This is a genomic window from Dyella psychrodurans (genome assembly GCF_003363265.1).
Lineage (GTDB): Bacteria > Pseudomonadota > Gammaproteobacteria > Xanthomonadales > Rhodanobacteraceae > Dyella_B > Dyella_B psychrodurans.
This window is the reverse complement of sequence record NZ_QRBF01000012.1, coordinates 1-18,033: the sequence shown is the minus strand read 5'-3', so window position 1 is coordinate 18,033 and position 18,033 is coordinate 1. Positions and strand designations below refer to the sequence as shown.

22 protein-coding genes are annotated in these 18,033 nt (G+C 59.3%); 13 read left to right on the top strand and 9 right to left on the bottom strand.

The genetic code is table 11. The annotated features are described in order from the left end of the window. Window positions 1–144: 144 nt before the first annotated feature. Window positions 145–417, bottom strand: a complete 273-nt coding sequence (locus DWU99_RS20305; protein ID WP_115479928.1) for an XAC0095 family protein — start codon at window positions 415–417, stop codon at window positions 145–147. On the opposite strand from DWU99_RS20305, the gene DWU99_RS21290 reads away from it, so the two are divergent. Further along, on the top strand, window positions 407–568 hold the full coding sequence (locus DWU99_RS21290) for a hypothetical protein (RefSeq protein WP_233511233.1): 162 nt from the start codon (window positions 407–409) through the stop codon (window positions 566–568). The two genes, DWU99_RS20305 and DWU99_RS21290, sit on opposite strands and share 11 nt — an antisense overlap. Before the next feature lie 314 nt (window positions 569–882). On the opposite strand, the gene DWU99_RS20300 is transcribed toward DWU99_RS21290, so the two are convergent. Together DWU99_RS20300 and DWU99_RS20295 are read right to left on the bottom strand one after the other, a co-directional pair. After that, window positions 883–2,031 (bottom strand): iron-containing alcohol dehydrogenase, encoded by a 1,149-nt coding sequence (locus DWU99_RS20300; protein WP_115479927.1) that lies wholly within the window; start codon window positions 2,029–2,031, stop codon window positions 883–885. A 50-nt stretch (window positions 2,032–2,081) separates the two neighbouring features. Further along, on the bottom strand, window positions 2,082–2,912 hold the full coding sequence (locus DWU99_RS20295) for an alpha/beta fold hydrolase (RefSeq protein WP_115479926.1): 831 nt from the start codon (window positions 2,910–2,912) through the stop codon (window positions 2,082–2,084). Between the two features lie 191 nt (window positions 2,913–3,103). Here DWU99_RS20295 and DWU99_RS20290 point away from each other — a divergent pair, with 191 nt between their 5' ends. Together DWU99_RS20290 and DWU99_RS20285 are read left to right on the top strand one after the other, a co-directional pair. Continuing rightward, window positions 3,104–3,775, top strand: a complete 672-nt coding sequence (locus DWU99_RS20290) for a hypothetical protein (RefSeq protein WP_115479925.1) — start codon at window positions 3,104–3,106, stop codon at window positions 3,773–3,775. 81 nt (window positions 3,776–3,856) lie between these two features. Further along, window positions 3,857–4,843: a hypothetical protein gene (locus tag DWU99_RS20285; protein WP_115479924.1), complete on the top strand. Its 987-nt coding sequence runs from the start codon at window positions 3,857–3,859 to the stop codon at window positions 4,841–4,843. Between the two features lie 173 nt (window positions 4,844–5,016). On the opposite strand, the gene DWU99_RS20280 is transcribed toward DWU99_RS20285, so the two are convergent. The 3 genes from DWU99_RS20280 to DWU99_RS20270 all read right to left on the bottom strand — a co-directional run bounded on the left by DWU99_RS20280 (window position 5,017) and on the right by DWU99_RS20270 (window position 7,538). After that, window positions 5,017–6,084, bottom strand: a complete 1,068-nt coding sequence (locus DWU99_RS20280; RefSeq protein WP_199535887.1) for a glycoside hydrolase family 18 protein — start codon at window positions 6,082–6,084, stop codon at window positions 5,017–5,019. Between the two features lie 272 nt (window positions 6,085–6,356). Further along, entirely contained in the window at window positions 6,357–7,115 is a 759-nt protein-coding gene (locus DWU99_RS20275; protein ID WP_115479923.1) for an SDR family oxidoreductase, read from the bottom strand. 21 nt (window positions 7,116–7,136) lie between these two features. Continuing rightward, entirely contained in the window at window positions 7,137–7,538 is a 402-nt protein-coding gene (locus DWU99_RS20270) for a nuclear transport factor 2 family protein (RefSeq protein ID WP_115479922.1), read from the bottom strand. A 169-nt stretch (window positions 7,539–7,707) separates the two neighbouring features. Here DWU99_RS20270 and DWU99_RS20265 point away from each other — a divergent pair, with 169 nt between their 5' ends. Both DWU99_RS20265 and thpR read left to right on the top strand, forming a co-directional pair. Further along, window positions 7,708–8,301, top strand: a complete 594-nt coding sequence (locus tag DWU99_RS20265; protein ID WP_115479921.1) for a TetR/AcrR family transcriptional regulator — start codon at window positions 7,708–7,710, stop codon at window positions 8,299–8,301. Between the two features lie 113 nt (window positions 8,302–8,414). Further along, a complete protein-coding gene (thpR, locus tag DWU99_RS20260; protein WP_115479920.1) occupies window positions 8,415–8,993 on the top strand; it encodes an RNA 2',3'-cyclic phosphodiesterase in 579 nt (192 codons plus the stop codon). 56 nt (window positions 8,994–9,049) lie between these two features. Here thpR and DWU99_RS20255 read toward each other — a convergent pair whose 3' ends face one another. After that, window positions 9,050–9,265, bottom strand: coding sequence for a DUF3820 family protein (locus DWU99_RS20255; protein ID WP_115479919.1), 216 nt, complete (start codon window positions 9,263–9,265; stop codon window positions 9,050–9,052). Between the two features lie 80 nt (window positions 9,266–9,345). On the opposite strand from DWU99_RS20255, the gene DWU99_RS21285 reads away from it, so the two are divergent. The 6 genes from DWU99_RS21285 to DWU99_RS20230 all read left to right on the top strand — a co-directional run bounded on the left by DWU99_RS21285 (window position 9,346) and on the right by DWU99_RS20230 (window position 13,659). Then, entirely contained in the window at window positions 9,346–9,510 is a 165-nt protein-coding gene (locus DWU99_RS21285) for a hypothetical protein (protein ID WP_233511232.1), read from the top strand. Continuing rightward, complete coding sequence (locus DWU99_RS20250) at window positions 9,507–10,229, top strand: class I SAM-dependent methyltransferase (protein WP_115479918.1); 723 nt, start codon at window positions 9,507–9,509, stop codon at window positions 10,227–10,229. The genes DWU99_RS21285 and DWU99_RS20250 overlap by 4 nt, the downstream gene beginning before the upstream one ends. 79 nt (window positions 10,230–10,308) lie before the next feature. Next, complete coding sequence (locus DWU99_RS20245) at window positions 10,309–11,355, top strand: sulfotransferase family protein (protein ID WP_115479917.1); 1,047 nt, start codon at window positions 10,309–10,311, stop codon at window positions 11,353–11,355. Between the two features lie 160 nt (window positions 11,356–11,515). After that, window positions 11,516–12,079 (top strand): HD domain-containing protein, encoded by a 564-nt coding sequence (locus tag DWU99_RS20240; RefSeq protein WP_115479916.1) that lies wholly within the window; start codon window positions 11,516–11,518, stop codon window positions 12,077–12,079. An 87-nt stretch (window positions 12,080–12,166) separates the two neighbouring features. Continuing rightward, entirely contained in the window at window positions 12,167–13,414 is a 1,248-nt protein-coding gene (locus DWU99_RS20235) for an alkaline phosphatase family protein (protein WP_115479915.1), read from the top strand. Next, window positions 13,411–13,659, top strand: a complete 249-nt coding sequence (locus DWU99_RS20230; protein WP_115479914.1) for a hypothetical protein — start codon at window positions 13,411–13,413, stop codon at window positions 13,657–13,659. The genes DWU99_RS20235 and DWU99_RS20230 overlap by 4 nt, the downstream gene beginning before the upstream one ends. A 58-nt stretch (window positions 13,660–13,717) precedes the next feature. On the opposite strand, the gene DWU99_RS20225 is transcribed toward DWU99_RS20230, so the two are convergent. Further along, on the bottom strand, window positions 13,718–14,458 hold the full coding sequence (locus DWU99_RS20225; protein WP_115479913.1) for a tetratricopeptide repeat protein: 741 nt from the start codon (window positions 14,456–14,458) through the stop codon (window positions 13,718–13,720). A gap of 105 nt (window positions 14,459–14,563) precedes the next feature. Next, the gene (locus DWU99_RS20220) at window positions 14,564–15,211 is read right to left on the bottom strand and encodes a TetR/AcrR family transcriptional regulator (protein ID WP_115479912.1); all 648 of its coding nucleotides are present in this window, start codon (window positions 15,209–15,211) and stop codon (window positions 14,564–14,566) included. Between the two features lie 53 nt (window positions 15,212–15,264). Here DWU99_RS20220 and DWU99_RS20215 point away from each other — a divergent pair, with 53 nt between their 5' ends. Together DWU99_RS20215 and DWU99_RS20210 are read left to right on the top strand one after the other, a co-directional pair. Next, on the top strand, window positions 15,265–16,023 hold the full coding sequence (locus DWU99_RS20215; protein WP_115479911.1) for a nitroreductase family protein: 759 nt from the start codon (window positions 15,265–15,267) through the stop codon (window positions 16,021–16,023). Window positions 16,024–16,642: 619 nt separating this feature from the next. Continuing rightward, on the top strand, window positions 16,643–17,404 hold the full coding sequence (locus DWU99_RS20210; protein WP_158543386.1) for a DUF4386 domain-containing protein: 762 nt from the start codon (window positions 16,643–16,645) through the stop codon (window positions 17,402–17,404). Window positions 17,405–18,033 lie beyond the last annotated feature (629 nt).

The window sequence follows — 18,033 nt, the reverse complement described above, 5'->3', positions numbered from 1 at the left end:
ATCCAGCACACATGCAAAGCATAGGGAGCGACGATCCACAGCGCTATTTTGAAATATTGATCGCGCCGATCAAAAAAGCCTATGAAGGTGGCAAGGGGAAGGGCAGAGTGCGTTTTGATAGGAACCTGCAGTGCCCTTCTGTTGTTACTGCCACATCCGGCTTTGCGTGTCGGTGCAGTTCTCCTTGCTTAGCCGATCCAGCGCGGCGCCAATCTGCGCGCTGATCTCCTGGAAGTAGTAATAGAGATCCGCACGGCCGATCTTCAGCACGACATTGCCGTTGGTGTTGTCGTCTTCGCTGTAAGTGATATGTGCCATCAGCGTCAGCATGGTCTGGATGTTTCTCAGGTCTTCGTAAGCTTCTTCGGACAAGAGATAGAACTGCGGTCCCGTCGGACCGCCGTGCATGTCTTCCATGATCGTTCTCCACACGCTTAGGGTCACGCCGCGCATTGCGCGCGGCGTGAAGGGCTGCAGGAAAAATCCTGCTCGTTTTGTCGGAATCAGCTGCTTCCGTTTTGGCGATTGCCCACTGTGGCTCGACGTCGCGCCGATGGCGCGGCGGTGAAGTAGAAGAAATGCACCATGGCGGGGGCACGAGGGCGTGCGGGTGCCGTATGATCGAACGTAACCATCATTAACTCCGTAACCAGTTGGTGGTGGCCAGCGGATCGTTTGGGTTGCAGCCCAGGCGATCCGCGCTACTTCACATCATGTCGGGCGTGCCGTTGTCATCGAAGGGATGGGCACGCCCGACTACCGAACCATCGCATAAAGTGCGTTCCGCCATCTGTCGGGGCCGAGTGATTCGGCGCGTTGGTAAATGCCTACGCAAGCCATGCGAAAGGGCTTAGGTGCGGATTGGAAAAATGGTCGCGCTTGTCAGAGCGACTCTTCCAGCATCTGGCGATAGTCCTCGCGCGTGGCGATGCGCGGGTTGGTCTTGTGGCAATGATCGGCCATCGCACCGTCGATCACGCGCTCAAACTGATCGCGTGTTACGCCCATCGCGGCCAAGCCGGTTGGCAACCCGAGGCGCGCATTCATTTCGCGCAGGGCTTCGGCCAGTTCCATGCCCTTTGCGTCGCAGGTATCGATGCCGATGGCGTGTGCCATGCGCTGCAGGCGCTGTTCCTTCCTGATGCTTTCCGCGCCCGCGTTAAAGCGCACCACGGCTGGCAGGAACATGGCGTTCAAGGTACCGTGATGGAGTTTGTGGTTCACGCCACCCAGGCTATGGCTCAGCGAATGCACGCAGCCGAGTCCTTTTTGAAAAGCCATCGCGCCCTGCATGCTCGTGCTCATCATGTTCCAGCGCGCTTTACGATCCTGGCCGTGAGTGGTGGCGCGCACAATGTTTGCCCAGCCGCGCATCAAACCATCCAGCGCGATGCCGTCGGCGGGCGGATTCATCGCGGGGGCCATGAAGGTTTCCATGCAGTGCGCGATCGCATCCATGCCCGTGGCAGCCGTGAGAAACGGCGGCAAGCCGAGCGTCAGCTCGGGATCGAGAATGGCTGTTTTCGGCATCAGGTGCCAGTTGTGAAAACCGAGTTTGCGGCCGTCATCCACAATGACGATGGCGCCACGCGCCACTTCACTGCCGGTGCCGGCCGTGGTGGGCACGGCGATCAGCGGCGCCACGCGCGCGGTGATCTTCGGGCTGCCGCCTTCGATGGTGGCGTACGTCTTCAGCGGGCCTGCGTGGGTGGCGGCAATGGCCACGCCCTTGGCGAGGTCGATGCTTGAACCACCGCCCACGGCAATCAGGCCATCGCACTTTCCGCGCCGATACATCGCCACGGCTGCGCGCACTGCTGCTTCGGTAGGGTTGCCCGGCGTTTCGTCGTAGATCGCGTAGGGCAGGTCGCTCAATGCATCGAGTGCATGCTGCAAGACGCCTGCCACGCGCACACCGGCGTCGGTGACGACGAGCGGGTGCGTGATGCCCGCGCGTTCGCAGGCGGCCGTGAGTTGCTGAATGGCGCCGAAGTCGAGTTCGACCTGGGTCAGGTAATGGATCGTGGCCATGAGAAATATCCTTTTTCAGGCTGGCATGGAGAGCATGCCGAAGGCATGGGTCATGCGTGGTCGAAGAAGTTTTCGATCAGCGCGTATTGTTCGGGTGTGTTGAGCGCGGGGGCGTGTCCGCAGCCTGGAATGGTGACGACCTGGGCACGATCCTTCATTTGCTCGGCGGCTTCGGCCAGCAGCAAGTCGGAGTGTTCGCCACGCAGGCACAGCACCGGAATATCGATGCGGTTCCATGTATCCCGAAGATCCCGATCGCGCGGCCTGTGGACGATCTGGTACATGATCTTTGGATCGTAGTGCGGCGTAACCCGGCCGTCGGGCAGGCGGCGCATGGACGTTTCGGCGATCAAGCGCCACTGCTCGTCGGAGATCCAGCCGAACGGCTCATAAGCCTCGCGGAAGAACTGCTCCAACTGGGTCATGGTGCGGAACACCGGCAGCTGTGTACCGTAGGCCTTGATGCGTGCGATCGCCACAGGGTTCGTAACCGGGCCGAAGTCGTTCAGCACCAGTTTGCGGATGCGGCCCTTCAACCCACCCACCGTAGCCATCATGCCGATGGCGCCACCCATCGAGGTGCCTAGCCACAAGACATCCTTCGCACCCACGCCGTTGACCAGCGCAACAGCGAGCTTTTCGTAGAACGCCAGACTGTATTCGACTTCCGGAATAGGGCTCCACTGGCTGAGGCCTCGGCCAAGCGTGTCGGGGCAGATCACCCGACGGCGCTGCGCCAGGTGCCGGGCGATGTAATCCATGTCGCGGCCGTTGCGGGTCAGGCCATGCCAGGCGATGACCGTTTCAGTGTGCTGCGAGCCCCACTCCATGTAGTGGATTTCGCGGCCCTCGCAGGTGAGGTATTGGGAAGCGGGAGTCATGGTTTTCCTTTTGCCGACGATGCTTTTTGTTTTCTCCCCACCTTTGCACGAAGCGCGTGCCGTGATCTGTCGGAGCCGAGTGATTCAGCGCGTTGGTAAATGCCTACGCAGCCCATGCGAAAGGGCTTGGCTTCGGATTCGGCACTCTGGCAAGCTTGGCGCGGGACTTAAGAGCCTAAAGGGGATGGCTCATGGAAACGGAACCGCTGACCTTCGCGCAGCTTGAAGCGCGTTGTAAGGAATACATCCTCGACGAAGAGGATTCCACGAATCCAGCAGAGCGATGGGCTTTGGGCGCTACCTTGCTCGGTGGAGCAGTGATGCTCGGTCATTCCTTGGGTGCATATATCGCATTGGCCGGTCTTGTTATTGAAGTTATCGGCTTTCTGTTCTGGTGTTACTTTGCGATTCGCAGCCAATGGAAAGACGTTCGGCAGCAGCACAAGCTTACGGCTGAAAGAATCGACCGCCACTTCGATCAGTATCAAACCCTGGTGCGTTGGTTGCGCCAGCACCCGCATCAAGAAATGTCGCAGCATTTGCGCTTCATTCGCGACCGAAAGGCCGCATTCCTTTACCGCCACGGGTTGTTAATAGGGGGCTTGGAGCGCTTCGGCGTTCTACCTGTTTTGATTGTTCTCTATCTGCAATTCAAAGACTGGCAATTAGGCGACTGGCGCGCCTTGGCTCAAGTTCACTTCGTGGGTGGTGTGCTTCTTCTTTTTATATTCATCACCTACGTCATCGGTTGGATCGCGATACGAGACAAGAGCCGCTTCGACTTTTACGAGTCCGTTTTGGCCGAAGCATGTGTTCAAGACGTCGATCTTGCGACAGGCGAAAGCGGGCTGGAGGTACTTTAATGAGTTGAACCAACTCCAGCGCCTTTGTCTGGGCGGAGTGCTCGTAACTTGGTAATGGCATTGCACAAACAGGGGAAAAATATGAAACGCTCGATTGTGGGTCTTTTGGCGCTGGCGTGCGCAGGCTGTGCGCCTATCGCGAAGGTGAATCTGCCGCCCGACGCGGCCAAGTCTGCGGCTTCGTTGCCGGTGAGCGATGTACGCCCCGCCGACGAAAAGGAAAAGAAGTTGTTCAGCTTGCTGATTACCAGCAAGGAGTACGGCATCATTCGCAATGGTGATGAACATATATCACCGTCGCCGGTGGACGTGCTGCAGTACGAGGCGTTCCATAAATTTGGCGCCGATCACAAGGTCACGGTCTATCACTTCGTGATCTATATGAATGCGAAGGCGCATTTTCGTTCGCAAGCGGTCTTTGCAGGTATTGGCGGCATACTCGGCGGCTTGGCCGCCAACGCAGTGGCCAATCACAGTTCGTCGCCGCAGACGCAGGTCATCAATCAGAACACATTCGATAGCGTGAGCGGCGCGGACGAGTATGAGCGCGCCTATTTCACCCACGACGAAAATCCGAACAACGCGCCCATCTTCATCGTTTATCTCGATACCGATATCGACGGCGAGCGCATCTTTACCCGCACCGTTGCTCCGATGCAGAAACAGGGCGACGAGGGTGCATTGGCGGCTGCCGTGGAACTGGCTGTGAAGGACCACCTGAGTGACTACGGCAACGGCACGATTGCAACGACTGCTGCGTCTCAGGCACCCGCCGTAGCGGCATCCAGCGTCTCATCTCAAACGACGCCCGCGCCAATGCCCACCGCTTCCCCTGCGGCAGTGGTGCCTTCGTCCCCCATGGCTTCGGCAACACCGCAAGCCGGTTCGGTGGATACGGCCATGACCTCGAAGGCTCAGGATGTCGCCAACCAAATGGGATGTGGCATTGTTCAGAGCGACGGCAATTCGGGCTTCACCGCGCCTTGCGGGGATCACGGGATCTACATCGGCTGTGATGGCGACGCATGCCGACCGATGCATACGGTCAACATGAAGGCTAATGAATAGAGTCGGTGAAAATGCAGACAGACGCGTTGCATGACGGCTCGGGCAGCATGGATGGCGGCTTGAGCTTTCAGGGAACGTGCAAGCCAGAAGCACGTTAAAAATGTCAGATAAAGGTGACGGCAGTAGTTAAGTTGGATTAACTACTGCCGCCCGGTTTTGTTCCGCACTTGACGTTAACGCCCGAGATCCTTCAAGAACTCGTTGGTGTATTCCAACGGCGTGCTGCCGCTCACCGAATTGCACGACGTGGATACGGAACCTTTTTTACCGGAGCAGGGTGTGTCGCGATCAAGCGACCAATAGTGCAACCCTGCCAATCCGTTGGTTATGGCGTAACTGGTGATGGTGTCGACATCGCTCACCGTGGTGATTTCGCCGGATGTGTTGTTCTGGCCGATCATGGGGGTGACTTCGATGTGCGCCGCAGAAATGCCGTAGGTGTGTTCCAGGTTCAGCACGGCTTGAATGGCCGACTGCCCCATCTCGCATGCTCCGCTCACCACCACGCAACTGGCGGACGACGCTTTGCCATAGTCCATCGCCATGAGGTTGATGGTGTAGTTGGTAATCGCCGGATTGGACGCTTGGATGGCTTGCACTACTTCCTGGCCGAGCGCGTTGACGCCCGCATAGCTGCCGTTCGACGCGGCAAGCGTGGCAAGTGTGAACGAGAAGCGCAGGTTGGGATATTGTGTCTGCACGGCGGCGACGTCCGCTACCAGCTGCTGAATCTCGGCCTGCGTCTGGCCGGCCTCGATGTCGAAATCCACGCCGACCATTTGCGGCGTGTAATAGCTTGCAATGAAGCTGGCGAAAGCGCCGGGTGTGGCGCATGTGAATACACCCCCCGCGCCACCCGTGGAGATGACGTAATTCAAGCCGGCACTGGAGAGCGCACCGATATTGGCGGATGCGAATGCCGGTCCGGCAAGGCCCGCCCAACTCTCACTTCCGCAGGTGCCGGTGGCAAAGGACAGAGTCACGGCGCCTAGCTGCGGTTCTTGCGTGGCGTAAAAACTTCCTGCGCCGACGAGAGGCAACGAGGTGCCGGAAGCGGCCGTCTGCAGCGTGTCCGTGCTCCAGTTCATGTCGACGGTGATGTCTTTGTAGGGGCTGAACAACAAATAGCCCGGTGCGGTGGCCGCCTGCGCAACGGACGGCAAACCCGCAGCCATCCAGGCTGCGCATACCACGACGGCAAGAATCGAACGTTCAAGCATCTTCTTTTGTCTTGTGAGCATGTCGATGTTCTCCGGTAAGTGGAAATAATCAGCGTGCTGCTCACACCAACAAACATTGCCCTGGCAGTGCGTCGCTGCCGGGATCATTCGATATCGGACTTGCTGGACAACCCCTGCCCAAGTGTTGGCGGGCTTTCGTTATATGTCGCGTTTGGACGGGCTTGTCGAGCTGCGATGCACAAGCTCTCGCAATAAGGCAGAAGAAGAAAAAGCGGGCGGGGTGCTCGTTTAGTAGTTATAAGCGCACTCCGCCCCTTCTCCCAAGCAGCGACTCAAGCACCACCAAAGAGCGCAAGCGCCTGTTCGTTGAACCCGTTGACGAGGGCGTGTTCGTTCGGGCCCACATTGCCACGGAACTCCTTGGCCGCATCGACCACGATTTCGTTCGCATCCGTGCCAAGAATCGCCATCGTTTCGGCGATGAACTGATCGAGCGGCATGGCTTGCTCCGCTTCCTGGCTGTTCATGAGTTCGGTGCGCACCCACGGCGGCGCGATCTCAAGCACGCGAACGCCGGTATTGCGCAGCATGAAGCGTTGCGACAGCACGTAGGAGTGGATCGCCGCCTTGGTCGCCGAATAGATGCCGGTGACGGCCATCGGCACGAAGGCAAGCACGGAACTTGTGTAAGCCACGACGGCGTTTTTCTTGCTCTTCAGATGCTCGATCAGCGCCGAGGTCATGCGAATGGGGCCCAGGACGTTCGTCGACATGGTTGAGGTCAACAATGCGTCGTCGATCTTTCCGGCAAGGGTGTCGGGATACATGATGCCGGCATTGTTGATGAGTACATTGAGTTCGGGATGATCGGCGATCAACTGGGTCGCCACGCGATCGATGCTGGCCGGATCGGTGATGTCCAGCTCCACCGCTTCCATGCCGGGATTGGCGGCGATCACTGCGTTGAGATGACTGCGACGCCGGCCGGCAATGATGACCTTGTTGCCCCGTTTGTGCAGCGCTTCGGCGAGCCCGCGACCGATGCCTGAGCCGCCGCCGGTGATGAAGATGGTGTTGCCAGTGAGTTTCATGGGAGTTCTCCTAAAGTGAGTTCAAGCAGGGAAGCGGTTGCCGAACATGGGCAATCCGCTCTTCGATTCGGTTTGGGTGGCTTCGTCTTGCAGCACGTCCCAGTGCTCGGCGAGCTTGCCGTTTTCGACGCGCACGACATCCGCCGCAACCCACGCCGCGGGGCGGCCGTTGCCGGAGAAGCGGCCGTGCACGATGACGTAGTCGCCTTCGGCCATGATCAGCCCGTGCTCGTAGCGCAAGGTGTTGGGGATGCTGCGAATCAGATTGAACAGGCCGTCGCGGCCCGGCTCGATGTGCGCGCTGTGCTGGATGTACTTGTCGGACCAAAAACGCTCGGCGGCTTCGTAGTCACGCTGGTTGAACAGCGTGTCGAATGCCTCGAGGACAAGTGCCTTGTTCTGTTCGGGCGAAGTCTTTGACATGGTCGTTTCCTCTTCGATGGCGGATGGCTGGTTGGCGCTGAATTCTGATGACGATGGTGATCACCATCGTCATGGTGCTAGAATGGCACCGTCCCGAAGCTATGTCAATGGTGATCGCCATTGTCTTTTGGGGCAGACCGCAATCTGGCCGTAGAGCAGGAGCAGGAACATGGGTGTTTCGAAACAGCAAGCCATTGAAAATAAAAGGGCTATTGTCGACGCGGCAGAAAAGCTCTTCCGCGAGCGCGGGGTGGCTGCGGTGGGGCTGGCCGAGCTGACCAAGGCCGCCGGCTTCACCCAGGGCGGCTTCTACAACCACTTCAAATCAAAGGACGCCCTGGTCGCCGCGGTGATGGAGAAGGCGATGGAGGATGGCGCGGCCGATCTCATCGCCGGTATCCAGGCGTCGAAGGCGGATGCGGCGGACCCGATGAAGCGACATGTCGAGTGGTACCTGTCTCCCGAGCACCTGGCCGATATCGAGAAAGGATGTCCGTTGACCGCGTATGCGGGCGACGTTCGGCGACTCGGCAAGGAAGCGCGTCAATCCTATGCACACGGATTGACGTGGAATTTCGATCAGCTGGCGAATGTGATCGATGGCGAGAACCAGCAGGAGAAAAGAAAAAAAGCCGTCGCGCTTTTCAGTCAGATGGTGGGGGCGCTGGTGCTTTCGCGCGCTGTCGCCGAAGCCGATGCTAGCCTTGCCGATGAGATACTGAAGGACGCGCGTCAGCAGTTGTTGCAGGCCATCGGCGAATAAATAGAAGGAGCGGGTCTTTAAAAAAGTCAGATCCACGCATCGTGGCGGTTCGCCGGCTAGGGAATGAATCTGACTGCGTTTCCGCTACCTAAGTGCATCAAAGGAACACCCGCATGCTTCCCCAAGGATCCCTGCCAGGCTTCGACCTCGCTATTCCCACCGACCGCCTGTTCCTCGCGATCTTTCCCGATCCGAACTACGCGGCTCGCTTCGAAACCTTTGCCGCCAAGCATCTCGTAGCTCGTCGTATGGATGGCAAGCCGGTAGAAGCCAGTCGACTTCACGTCACGCTCTTTCATCTTGGCGATTACACCGAACTTCCACCCGGACTTGCGACTCAGGCTGCCGAAGCGCTTTCCCATCTCACATCCGAACCTTTCACGATCCGCTTCGACCAGATCGGCAGTTTCAACCACCACAACGCGCAAGGCGACTTCATCCTCACCGCCAGTGGCGGTAATGAAGCATTGCATGCGCTCCATAAGCAGCTTGCTACCTATTTACATGCTGCCGCATTGGGTCAACACACCAAGGGTTCCTTCACCCCGCATATGACCCTGGCCTACAACAAGCCGGCGGTGCCGTTGCAGCGGATCGAACCCGTGGTGTGGCCGGCGCATGAAGTGGTGCTGATTCACAGCTTGCTTGGCAAAACCCGGCATATCCGGATGGCTGACAAGCTGTTGCGTTGAAGGAAGATAAGTCCCCGCGTAAGCAAGGCTGAAGCGGTCAGTTGATTCGACTGCTTCTATCGACGCTTTCGCAGCGGATCGAGCAGGGACCGCAGCCCGTTGTGATCGAGCTCTAGCATCAATGCCAGCAAGTTGCCCAGATCACCGGGCGGGAAACCTTTGCGGGCAAACCACGCGAGGTATGCGCCGGGCAGGTCGGCAATCAGCCGGCCCTGGTATTTGCCGTACGGCATAGTGACGGTGACCAGCCGCTGCAGATCTTCTGGCTTCATGTGCTTACGGCACGCGGGGCGCGATAAGGCGTTGAGTGCGCATGGGAGTTCCTCAAGGCGAAAATTGGGGACAGCTTCCCATGAAGAAGCTGGATCAACCAGACCCCGGAAATTTGGCCCGTGGCCCGATGTTGATAGGGTTTATGATGGCTGCGTTGGGTGTTCCTTGTCCGCTCGTCGGGTCAAGTTATTTTCCGGCTGGCCGAATCAGTCGAGGTAGCGCAATGAAAAAGGTCGATGCATGAAATTCTGTCCGGTTTGTTCGAATAGCTTTCCCAATTTCCTGCCGCTTCCGAACAACTATTTCGAGATCCTTCATCGACTGCGCGTGCCTTACTCGCTGGATCAGTTCGAAACGCTCAACCTGGGTCAATACAACTGCCCGATTTGCCAGGCGTCGGACCGCGATCGCCTTTATGCCTTGTTCCTGAAGGCCTATGTGCAGCAGCGTCAGGGACAGCCGTTCCGGATACTGGATATCGCCCCCGCGCCCATGCTCTCGCGGTTTCTGAAAGGCTTGCCGGGAGCACAATATCGATCCGCGGACTTGATGTCGCCCCTGGCCGATGACAAGGTCGATATCACCGATATGAAGTGTTACGCCACGGGCAGTTTCGACTTCGTCATGTGCTCGCACGTGCTGGAGCATGTGCCCGATGACGCCAAGGCGATCCGCGAACTGAAGCGTGTGCTGGCGCCCAACGGCGTCGCGATTCTCATGGTGCCGATCTTGCTCGGCTTGCAGAAGACCGATGAAGATCCCAGCGTGACGGACGTCGATGAGCGCTGGCGGCGCTTCGGCCAGGACGATCACATACGGATGTATGAGCGCAGCGACTTCCTGCAGCGGCTTCAGGCCGGCGGTTTTCAGGTGGAAAGCCTCGATGCGGCGAAGTTCGGGCCTGAACTTTTTCAGCAGTGCGGCATTACCGAACAGAGCGTGCTGTATATCGGGCATCACTAGCCGGTTGTCGAGGGTGTTGGAGCTTGTCGCGGGTACCGATCGTTGCTATCGCCATCCACGAGTAGACTGACGTTCCATCATGACAGGATCGTCCCAAACACCTCTCTTCATCGTCAGCACGGGCCGTTCCGGCTCGACGATGCTTTCCGATTTGCTCTCGCTGCATCCGGACGTGCTGAGTCTCTCTGAGCTGTTCAACGCGCTGCATCCGCTTGGCTTCCAGAAAGATCCCGTCGACGGCCCGAACTTCTGGTCCGTGTTGAGCGAGCCGCGCCCTCGTCATACGGCCTGGCTTCGCTTGATGGAGCGCGGCCTGGCCATTGACGAGTTTCGCTACCCGCTGGCCTCTGCGTTGCGTTTTCGCGAGACGGGCATTCCACCGCTGTTGGCGATGACGCTTCCGACGCTCACCGAAGACCCCGACGGGTTGCACGAGGAGCTGGGCGTCTTCGTGCGGCCGCTGCCGGAAGACCGGGTTCACCGGCAGTACCTTCGGGTTTTCCAGTGGTTGTGTACGCGCCTTGGCCGCCGGTTCTGGTGCGAGCGTTCGGGCGCTTCGCTCGGTCTCGTCCATCCCTTGTCGCACTTTTTTCCCGATGCGAAGTTCATCCACGTTTTTCGCGACGGTCGAGAATTCGCGGTTTCGGCGAGCCGGTTTGCGCCGATGCGGATGGGCATGATCGGCACTCTGTTCAAGCGGAGGTTCGGCTCGGCCCCGTATCTCTCGCCGACGTATCAGGCACCGCAGGACTTGCCGCCGGCGTGGCGCGGGCTCGTGCCCGAGAGCTTCGACGTCGACGTGTTCCAGCGTTTCGAATTGCCGATCGCGCCGATCGGCCTGGCGTGGTCCGAGATGATCACCGTGGGTTTGAAACTGTTGGAGAAGGTACCTGCCGAGCGTGTTCTCCACGTGCGCTACGAGTCGATGCTCGATGCGCCGCAGGCTGAACTCCAGCGCATCGTCCGTTTCATGGCCCCCGGCCTGGACGATCCTGCGTGGCTCGCGCAGGCGGCGGGGCGCGTGCGGAAGAACCCGCCGAAGTGGGTGAATCTGCCTGCCGATGAGAGGGTGCGACTCGAGTCGGCTTGCGCGCCTGGCATGGAGCTGCTTCGGCATCTTTCGTGAATCATCCGGGCGAGGGCGGACTCGCGTCGAACGGTTGTTGTGCGTCGCGTTTTATACAAGGGCATCCAGTCGTCTAGGCAGCCGCACACTTTCCGCAATCCAGGGCTCATTAACTGTCCGTTTTCAATCGGTCGAACGCGATTCGACACGGGGCACGATCATGGCGTACGCCAAAAATGTCGACGAGTTGCTGGATCTGCTATCGGCGCAAGGAGAGCAAGCTTATTTTGGCGAGCCCGTTTCCGTGCTTGAACACTGTTTGCAGTGCGCGCATTTCGCCGAACGGTCTCACGCCAGTCCATCGACGATAGCGGCTGCGCTGCTGCACGATGTGGGGCACGTACTGCATGGCCTGCCTGAGGACATCGCGCAACATGGCGTGGATGGCGCTCACGAAGAAGTCGCCGCAGCGTATCTGGCCAGGTTGTTTGGCGAAGACGTCACCGAAACGGTGCGCCTGCACGTCGCCGCCAAGCGTTATCTGTGCGCCACCGATCCCACCTACATCGCGCAGCTGTCACCGGCTTCCATGGAAAGCCTGCACATCCAGGGCGGTCCCATGAGCGACGAGGAAGTCGCGGCCTTTGAGGCATTGCCTAACGCCGGCACGGCGGTCCAGCTTCGCCGCTGGGACGACGAGGCCAAGATTCCGAATTTGGATGTGCCGGGGTTGGCGCACTATCGCCCGGTTCTTCTACGGGTAGCCATGACGCCGGCGCAATGACGCTAAACTGCTCGCAGGTAGATGGGGCGGGGGTAGTTGGTTTAACCGCATCCTTCCTTACGGTTCGCAACGACTGAAGGGGGCTCCATGAGTGCAGACCCAGCGACTGCATCTGCGCCAGTCCAGACCCGAATCCAACATGTCTTCGTGTTGATGCTGGAGAACCGATCGTTCGATCACCTGTTCGCGCTGTCGGGCATATCGGGGATTGTCGCTGCCACGTCCGGCAACACGAACGTCTACAACGGTGCCGCCTACCCATTCGGCATGGGCGCGCCCGACCAGATGCCCACCGATCCCGGGCATGAGTTCACGGATGTGCTCGAACAGCTTTGCGGTGCGGGCGTACACTTTCAGGCGGGTGAGGCTTACCCGCCGATCGACAACTCGGGCTTCGCCTCCAATTACGCGACGACCCAGTCGGAAGGCACACCACCACCGGCGGTCGACGTAGGCAAGATCATGCAGGGCATCGACGCCCGCACGCAGGCGCCTGCGCTATACCAATTGGCCAGTGAGTTCGTGCTTTGCGATGGCTGGCACTCCTCGCTACCTGGTCCGACGTGGCCGAATCGGTACTTCCTGCACGGCGCATCATCCGCTGGACTTGATCACTCGCCGACGTCCGCCGAAATGGACGAATGGTCCATGGTCGATGGCTTCTCCTATCCGAAGGGTTCGATCTTCGACGCGCTGGGCGAGGGCAACTACCGTCTCTATCAAGACAACACGGGTTCGCTGTTCGGGCACGTGCCGCAGGTTTCTTCGCTGAAGGGCATCAGCTTTTTCGACGTCGACGACCTGTCGCATTTCGAAGACGATCTCAATGCGGGCTACACCGCTCGCTACACCTTCATCGAGCCGGGCTACGGCGACATCGTGCACGACACGTTCGCGGGCGGAAGCTCGCATCATCCGATGGACGGTCTGGGCGGTGGCAACCAACTTGCGGCACGCGTGTACAACGCGATCCGCACATCGACGCTGTGGGAAAGCAGCCTGCTCGTGATCCTCTACGACGAGCATGGCGGCTTCTACGACTCAGTGAAACCCGGTAGCGCGGTTCCTCCGAACGATGGCGCGGCTGCCACGCTCAATACGAATGGCTTCCGGTTCGATGTGTTTGGCGTGCGCGTTCCGGCCATCGTGGTGTCGCCGTGGGTGGCGCGGGGACAAGTCGATCACACGGTCTATGACCATAGCTCGGTGCTTGCTACCGTCGAGCGCTTGTTTGGTCACCCGCCGATGACCGATCGCGACCGCAACGCGAACGATCTGCTTTCGCTGATCACAACGACCTGCCGTACGGACTGCCCGCAGGAGATCGGATCATGACTGAGGCATCTTCCCCTGATCCGCGCGACAACGAACCTTTGCGCGACGGCACGAGTTTGATGGGCTTTCTGCACATATTGAGGAAGGCACACACGGCGCTGGTTGGGCGAGACAAGGCGCACCTGCGCTTTCACCAGCTGCATACGCGCGGGCACGCCAGGCAATACATCGAGGAGTTGATGCCGATGTTGCTGGAAGAACGCGAGAAGCACCGGCAGCAGCGGCACCGGCCGATCGGGCGGTAATCAGTCATCGTGAGGGACTGGCGTCGCTCGGGCGCCGTCCCCGCGTAAAGTCAGGGAGTCACTTCGCGCCCTTGTCGCGCAGCCCCTGGACATAACCAAGTTCCCGCAGCGACGCCGGGTCGCCGGGCTGGATGGCGAGGCATTGCTGGTATGCCTTGGTCGCATCGTCGAGCTGGTGCAATTCCACGTAGACGTATCCCTGTCCGCGCAGCGCGCGGCAGCGTAGCGGTACCTTGATCTCGTTGCGGGCTGCAACGCTGGCGGCGGTATCGGCATCCTGGAAAGTCTTCAGCGCCTGGGGCCAATCTTTTTCGTGTTCGTAGGCATTGCCCAATTCCGATAGAAACTGCGAATTGGACGGCGACAGTTGCAGTGCCTGCTTCAGGCTCGCTTCGGCATCGGCGGTTCTCCCGAGCGAGCCATAGGCGTAGCCGCGCACGTAATAGGCAAGCGCCCACGTAGGCTTGGCCAGCACTTGCGCTTCCTGGTGGTTTTGCGCGGCGGTGGCCAGGTACAGCATCACTTCCGTCGTCGATTCCGCGCAGTAGATGCGCTTCTTGCTGTGCCCGTACGCTGTCTCGTACGTGTGGATGATTTGCGCGAGCGGCCCGTTGATGGCGTCGGCAAACGATCCCGCCTTGATCTGGTCGACAGCCTCTTGCAGAAGCTGATCCTGCACCGCCTGGTCAATGCCATCGCTGTTCGACGGCGGTGTCTGCGCTGCTGCTTGTCCCTGAGCCGCTCCCAGCCAGCCGAAAGCCAACAGTGCGACTGCGATCCGTGCAATGGACGACAACATGGCGCTCCCCTAAGCTTGATGCTGGTGGTGCATTCTTGCCCAAAACAAACGGCTGTGGGTAGCCCGGCCAGGACGCGAATGGCACGCCTTTATGAAGGTCAGGAATTAGAAACGTGTTTCGCGTTTGCGTGCTTTTGCCGCCACGCGCGGCGAAGGCCGGTGCAGGTAGCGTTCCATCAGCCATACGATTTCATCGACCAACCCTGGATGTGCAAGCAGTTCAGGGCGTTCGCTGGCAGCTTCATGGACAATCGCATGTCCTGCGGTGCGCAATACGAACACGGCCAAATCGAGGTCAGGGACATTGCGCGCGAAAGGGCGCACTAACTCTTTCAGTTGCGCACGCACCTGTACCTCCCTCGCGGGGTCTGTGTGTCGCGCCGACCGTGGTAGCTCTTCGGCAAATACGCGATGCAATGCGGGCGCCGTGCTGTGCTCGTCGATGCTGGCTTGAATCAACGCGGTAAGCAGGCTGCGCAAACTGTCTTTGGCCCGTAACGCGACCATGGCGTCCGGGCGTGCCTTCTCCACATGCCGGCGCTGCAATTCGACGACGATGGATTCCTTGTTGGGAAAGTACTGGTAGAGCGAGGCGATGTTCACGCCCGCCCGCTCGGCGACCCGGTTGGTGGTGAAACGCTCCCATCCATCCTTCACCAAAATGTAAGTCGCAGCCTGAAGGATGGCATCCACGGTGGCAGTGGAACGGGCTTGCAGCGGGCGTTTGCGCGGTGTGACTTTGGGTTTTGGCATGGGCTTGCAATGCAAGTTGCTAAAGCCAAGCTTTAGCTTACATTATTTACGGCATGGACACCCTGCTTGCCAAAGCGCCGGCTCCCGCGACCGAATCGACGGCCGCAGCCTGGGTTGTCTTCCGTGCCATCAATGCGTATCGCCGGGCTGTGCGTGATTTCGATGGAAGTCCCGTAGCCGACGAGGACGTCCGCGCGGTGCTGGCGGAGGCGCAGCTTGCGCCGTCGAGCAACAATCTGCAGCCGTATCGGTTTCACTGGATCAAAGACCCGTCGCTAAAAGGCGAGGTAGCGGCGGCATGTCATAACCAGCGCGCCGCGGCAAACGCTTCGGCGTTGATCGTGGTGGTCGCGAGCAGCATCTCGCGCAAGCGTTCGCTCGATGGCTTGGCGAAACACGTCGAGAGCTGTCCGGCATTGAGCGAGGCATCGAAGACGTATCACCGCGCGCATCTGAAAACGCTGCGACGCTTCGGTTATATCGGAGAGTTGCCGCTCTGGACACCGCTTATGGCGCTGGCATCCTGGATCGATCCGATATGGATGCTGCTGCCCCTCGGGCATTCATGCACGCGTCACTGGATGGCGCGCAATAGCCTCTTTGCTGCGCAGACGCTGCTGCTTGCGGCGGCAGCCAAGGGGTTGGATAGCTGCCCGATGGAAGGGTTCCATGCCAGGAAAGTGGCACGGCTTTTGAAACTGCCGAGAGGCGCGGTCATACCTTTGGTCATCGCACTCGGCCGACGTACGCCCGACGCACGTATTGAGCCTCGTTGGCGCGTACCGTTTGATGCGGCGGTCGTCGAGCATTAAAACGTTGCGATTAAACCCCTGGTAAAGCCGAGAGCGCTTCTCTCGGGCATTCCCCTGTTGCCGTAAATCACTCAGGCCAGCATGGCACCGAGGGTCGCAACGCAGATCACCAGGCAAGCAGCGAACAGGCTATGCAGTATCGCAGTTTCGAATTTCATGGCGATTCTCCGAAAGCAGGTGAATGAAGTGCCGGAGCAGGTGGTTCAGGCGAGCATGGCGCTGAGGGCCGTTACGCAAATCACCAGGCAGGCAGCGAAGAAGCTATGCAACATGACAGTCTCGAATTTCATGGCGGTTCTCCGTGAGTTGGGTGATGAGGCTTTCGAGATATATCGAGCAAGGCTCGTGCCAAGCGGCGATTTCCTTGGGAAACCGCACTCCAAAGCCATTTCCCGTCATGGTGCCCAATGGCAGAAACTGTCCGCGGACGGCTGTCCGCGTTGTCCGGACAACACACGGACAGCGAAGGGCAAGTTTCGAGCCAATCGGCTGGAAAATTCTGCGCGATTTCCTATGTGCTTGCATGGCGGAGCTGCTCCGCCATGCACAAGCCAAAAGTGTTTATGATTTCGAGGACAAATTGGCTCGGTAGGCGGCTCGCCATCATGAGGAAATGCCCTTGAATGCCGGAGTCCATACAGCCTCGAGCCGCCGGGCTGCTTTCGGGCCGGTACTCTCCATACAGATCTATGCGCGTATCGCTGGAGCCTTGTTAGTGGTCTCCATGCTGGCCGGGATCTTCGGCGAACTTTATGTTCCCGCGAAGATGATCGAATTTTCCGATGCGGCGGCTACCGCAAAGAACATCACTTCCCATGGCGAGCTGTTTCGCCTCGGCTTTGCGGGTTACCTGGTTGAAGCGTTGTGCGACATCGCCTTGACGCTTCTGTTCTATGTGTTGCTGAGGCCGGTTCACCGCCAGATCGCGTTGCTGATGGCGTTGTTCGGGGTGATAGCGACCGCCACGTATGCCATGGCGGAATTCTTCTATGCAGCGGCGCCGGTCGTGCTCGGTGACGATAGCCTTCTGAAAGTTTTCTCTGTCGGTCAGCGTGATGCTGTGGCGTTGCTGATGCTCAAGCTGTATGGCTATGGCGGGGAGATATTCATGGCCTTCTATGGTTCGGCTATTGTCATTCGTGGATATCTGGTCATCAGATCGACTTTTTTGCCGAGGATTCTCGGGGTGCTGATGGTGATCGCTGGCGCGGGGTTCATCGTCAAGAATTTCGCCATGCTGTTGATGCCATCTTACGCGTCGGACTTGCTTCTCTTGCCGATGTTTGTATCTGCAGTGGTGTTGGCGTTATGGCTACTTATTAAGGGGGTGAATGTTTCACGCTGGCACGCAACGATGGTTGCGGCATCGGCAGGCGAGTGAGACGTACAGCGATGATCGCTTCATTGCTTGCGCCACGCTTCATGGTCGTCGTCCCGGCGAAAGCCGGGACCCAGTGACTTTGGCTTTTAGCTGCGCCTGTGCGTTAACGCCAGATTGCTCGCCTACGCGGCGGGCGTTTCGACCGCTTGCCAGCGGCCGAGTCACTTTCTCTTGCTTGCCCAAGAGAAAGATAACCAAAGAGAAGGGCAGCCCCGAGTACCCGCTTTGCGGGCTTCGCCCGCAAAGTGCGCGGAGGGATTGCGGGGTTTTTCGACAGGGCATCCTGCCCTGACGAAAAACTGGCTGGCATCCCTGCCAGCCACCCTACGGGCTGATCCTCCATCCCTCCGCCGGGTCCTAGGGGCCCCAAGGTCAAGATCAAGAGCAGGAGCCAGAGCAGCGCGCTTTGCACGCCCTCGGTGCCGGCGCTAGCGCCGGAAGAGCGCGTACGCAGCGGTGCACGGCGTTCTCGCTTTTCGCTCCTTCGCCTTGCTCTTGGTTTTTGCTCTTTTGAAAAGTGCGCGCATCGCGCGCCCCGGGCCCCGTAGGCGGTGAGTGAGCTGGGGACGACAAGGCCCGCAGGGGGATCGGCATGGATGCCGATCCCTTTTCGCCAGGGCAGGAAGCCC

Excerpts from the sequence above, each read along its gene's own strand:
- DWU99_RS20290 (WP_115479925.1), top strand. The coding sequence starts at position 3,104 with ATGGAAACGGAACCGCTGACCTTCGCGCAGCTTGAAGCGCGTTGTAAG.
- DWU99_RS20230 (WP_115479914.1), top strand. The coding sequence starts at position 13,411 with ATGACTGAGGCATCTTCCCCTGATCCGCGCGACAACGAACCTTTGCGC.
- DWU99_RS20300 (WP_115479927.1), bottom strand. The coding sequence starts at position 2,031 with ATGGCCACGATCCATTACCTGACCCAGGTCGAACTCGACTTCGGCGCC.
- DWU99_RS20255 (WP_115479919.1), bottom strand. The coding sequence starts at position 9,265 with ATGAAGCCAGAAGATCTGCAGCGGCTGGTCACCGTCACTATGCCGTAC.
- DWU99_RS20270 (WP_115479922.1), bottom strand. The coding sequence starts at position 7,538 with ATGTCAAAGACTTCGCCCGAACAGAACAAGGCACTTGTCCTCGAGGCA.
- DWU99_RS20235 (WP_115479915.1), top strand. The coding sequence starts at position 12,167 with ATGAGTGCAGACCCAGCGACTGCATCTGCGCCAGTCCAGACCCGAATC.
- DWU99_RS20275 (WP_115479923.1), bottom strand. The coding sequence starts at position 7,115 with ATGAAACTCACTGGCAACACCATCTTCATCACCGGCGGCGGCTCAGGC.
- DWU99_RS20215 (WP_115479911.1), top strand. The coding sequence starts at position 15,265 with ATGGACACCCTGCTTGCCAAAGCGCCGGCTCCCGCGACCGAATCGACG.
- DWU99_RS20220 (WP_115479912.1), bottom strand. The coding sequence starts at position 15,211 with ATGCCAAAACCCAAAGTCACACCGCGCAAACGCCCGCTGCAAGCCCGT.
- DWU99_RS20295 (WP_115479926.1), bottom strand. The coding sequence starts at position 2,912 with ATGACTCCCGCTTCCCAATACCTCACCTGCGAGGGCCGCGAAATCCAC.
- DWU99_RS20285 (WP_115479924.1), top strand. The coding sequence starts at position 3,857 with ATGAAACGCTCGATTGTGGGTCTTTTGGCGCTGGCGTGCGCAGGCTGT.
- DWU99_RS21285 (WP_233511232.1), top strand. The coding sequence starts at position 9,346 with ATGAAGAAGCTGGATCAACCAGACCCCGGAAATTTGGCCCGTGGCCCG.
- thpR (WP_115479920.1), top strand. The coding sequence starts at position 8,415 with ATGCTTCCCCAAGGATCCCTGCCAGGCTTCGACCTCGCTATTCCCACC.
- DWU99_RS21290 (WP_233511233.1), top strand. The coding sequence starts at position 407 with ATGTCTTCCATGATCGTTCTCCACACGCTTAGGGTCACGCCGCGCATT.
- DWU99_RS20225 (WP_115479913.1), bottom strand. The coding sequence starts at position 14,458 with ATGTTGTCGTCCATTGCACGGATCGCAGTCGCACTGTTGGCTTTCGGC.
- DWU99_RS20280 (WP_199535887.1), bottom strand. The coding sequence starts at position 6,084 with ATGCTCACAAGACAAAAGAAGATGCTTGAACGTTCGATTCTTGCCGTC.
- DWU99_RS20240 (WP_115479916.1), top strand. The coding sequence starts at position 11,516 with ATGGCGTACGCCAAAAATGTCGACGAGTTGCTGGATCTGCTATCGGCG.
- DWU99_RS20265 (WP_115479921.1), top strand. The coding sequence starts at position 7,708 with ATGGGTGTTTCGAAACAGCAAGCCATTGAAAATAAAAGGGCTATTGTC.
- DWU99_RS20245 (WP_115479917.1), top strand. The coding sequence starts at position 10,309 with ATGACAGGATCGTCCCAAACACCTCTCTTCATCGTCAGCACGGGCCGT.
- DWU99_RS20250 (WP_115479918.1), top strand. The coding sequence starts at position 9,507 with ATGAAATTCTGTCCGGTTTGTTCGAATAGCTTTCCCAATTTCCTGCCG.
- DWU99_RS20305 (WP_115479928.1), bottom strand. The coding sequence starts at position 417 with ATGGAAGACATGCACGGCGGTCCGACGGGACCGCAGTTCTATCTCTTG.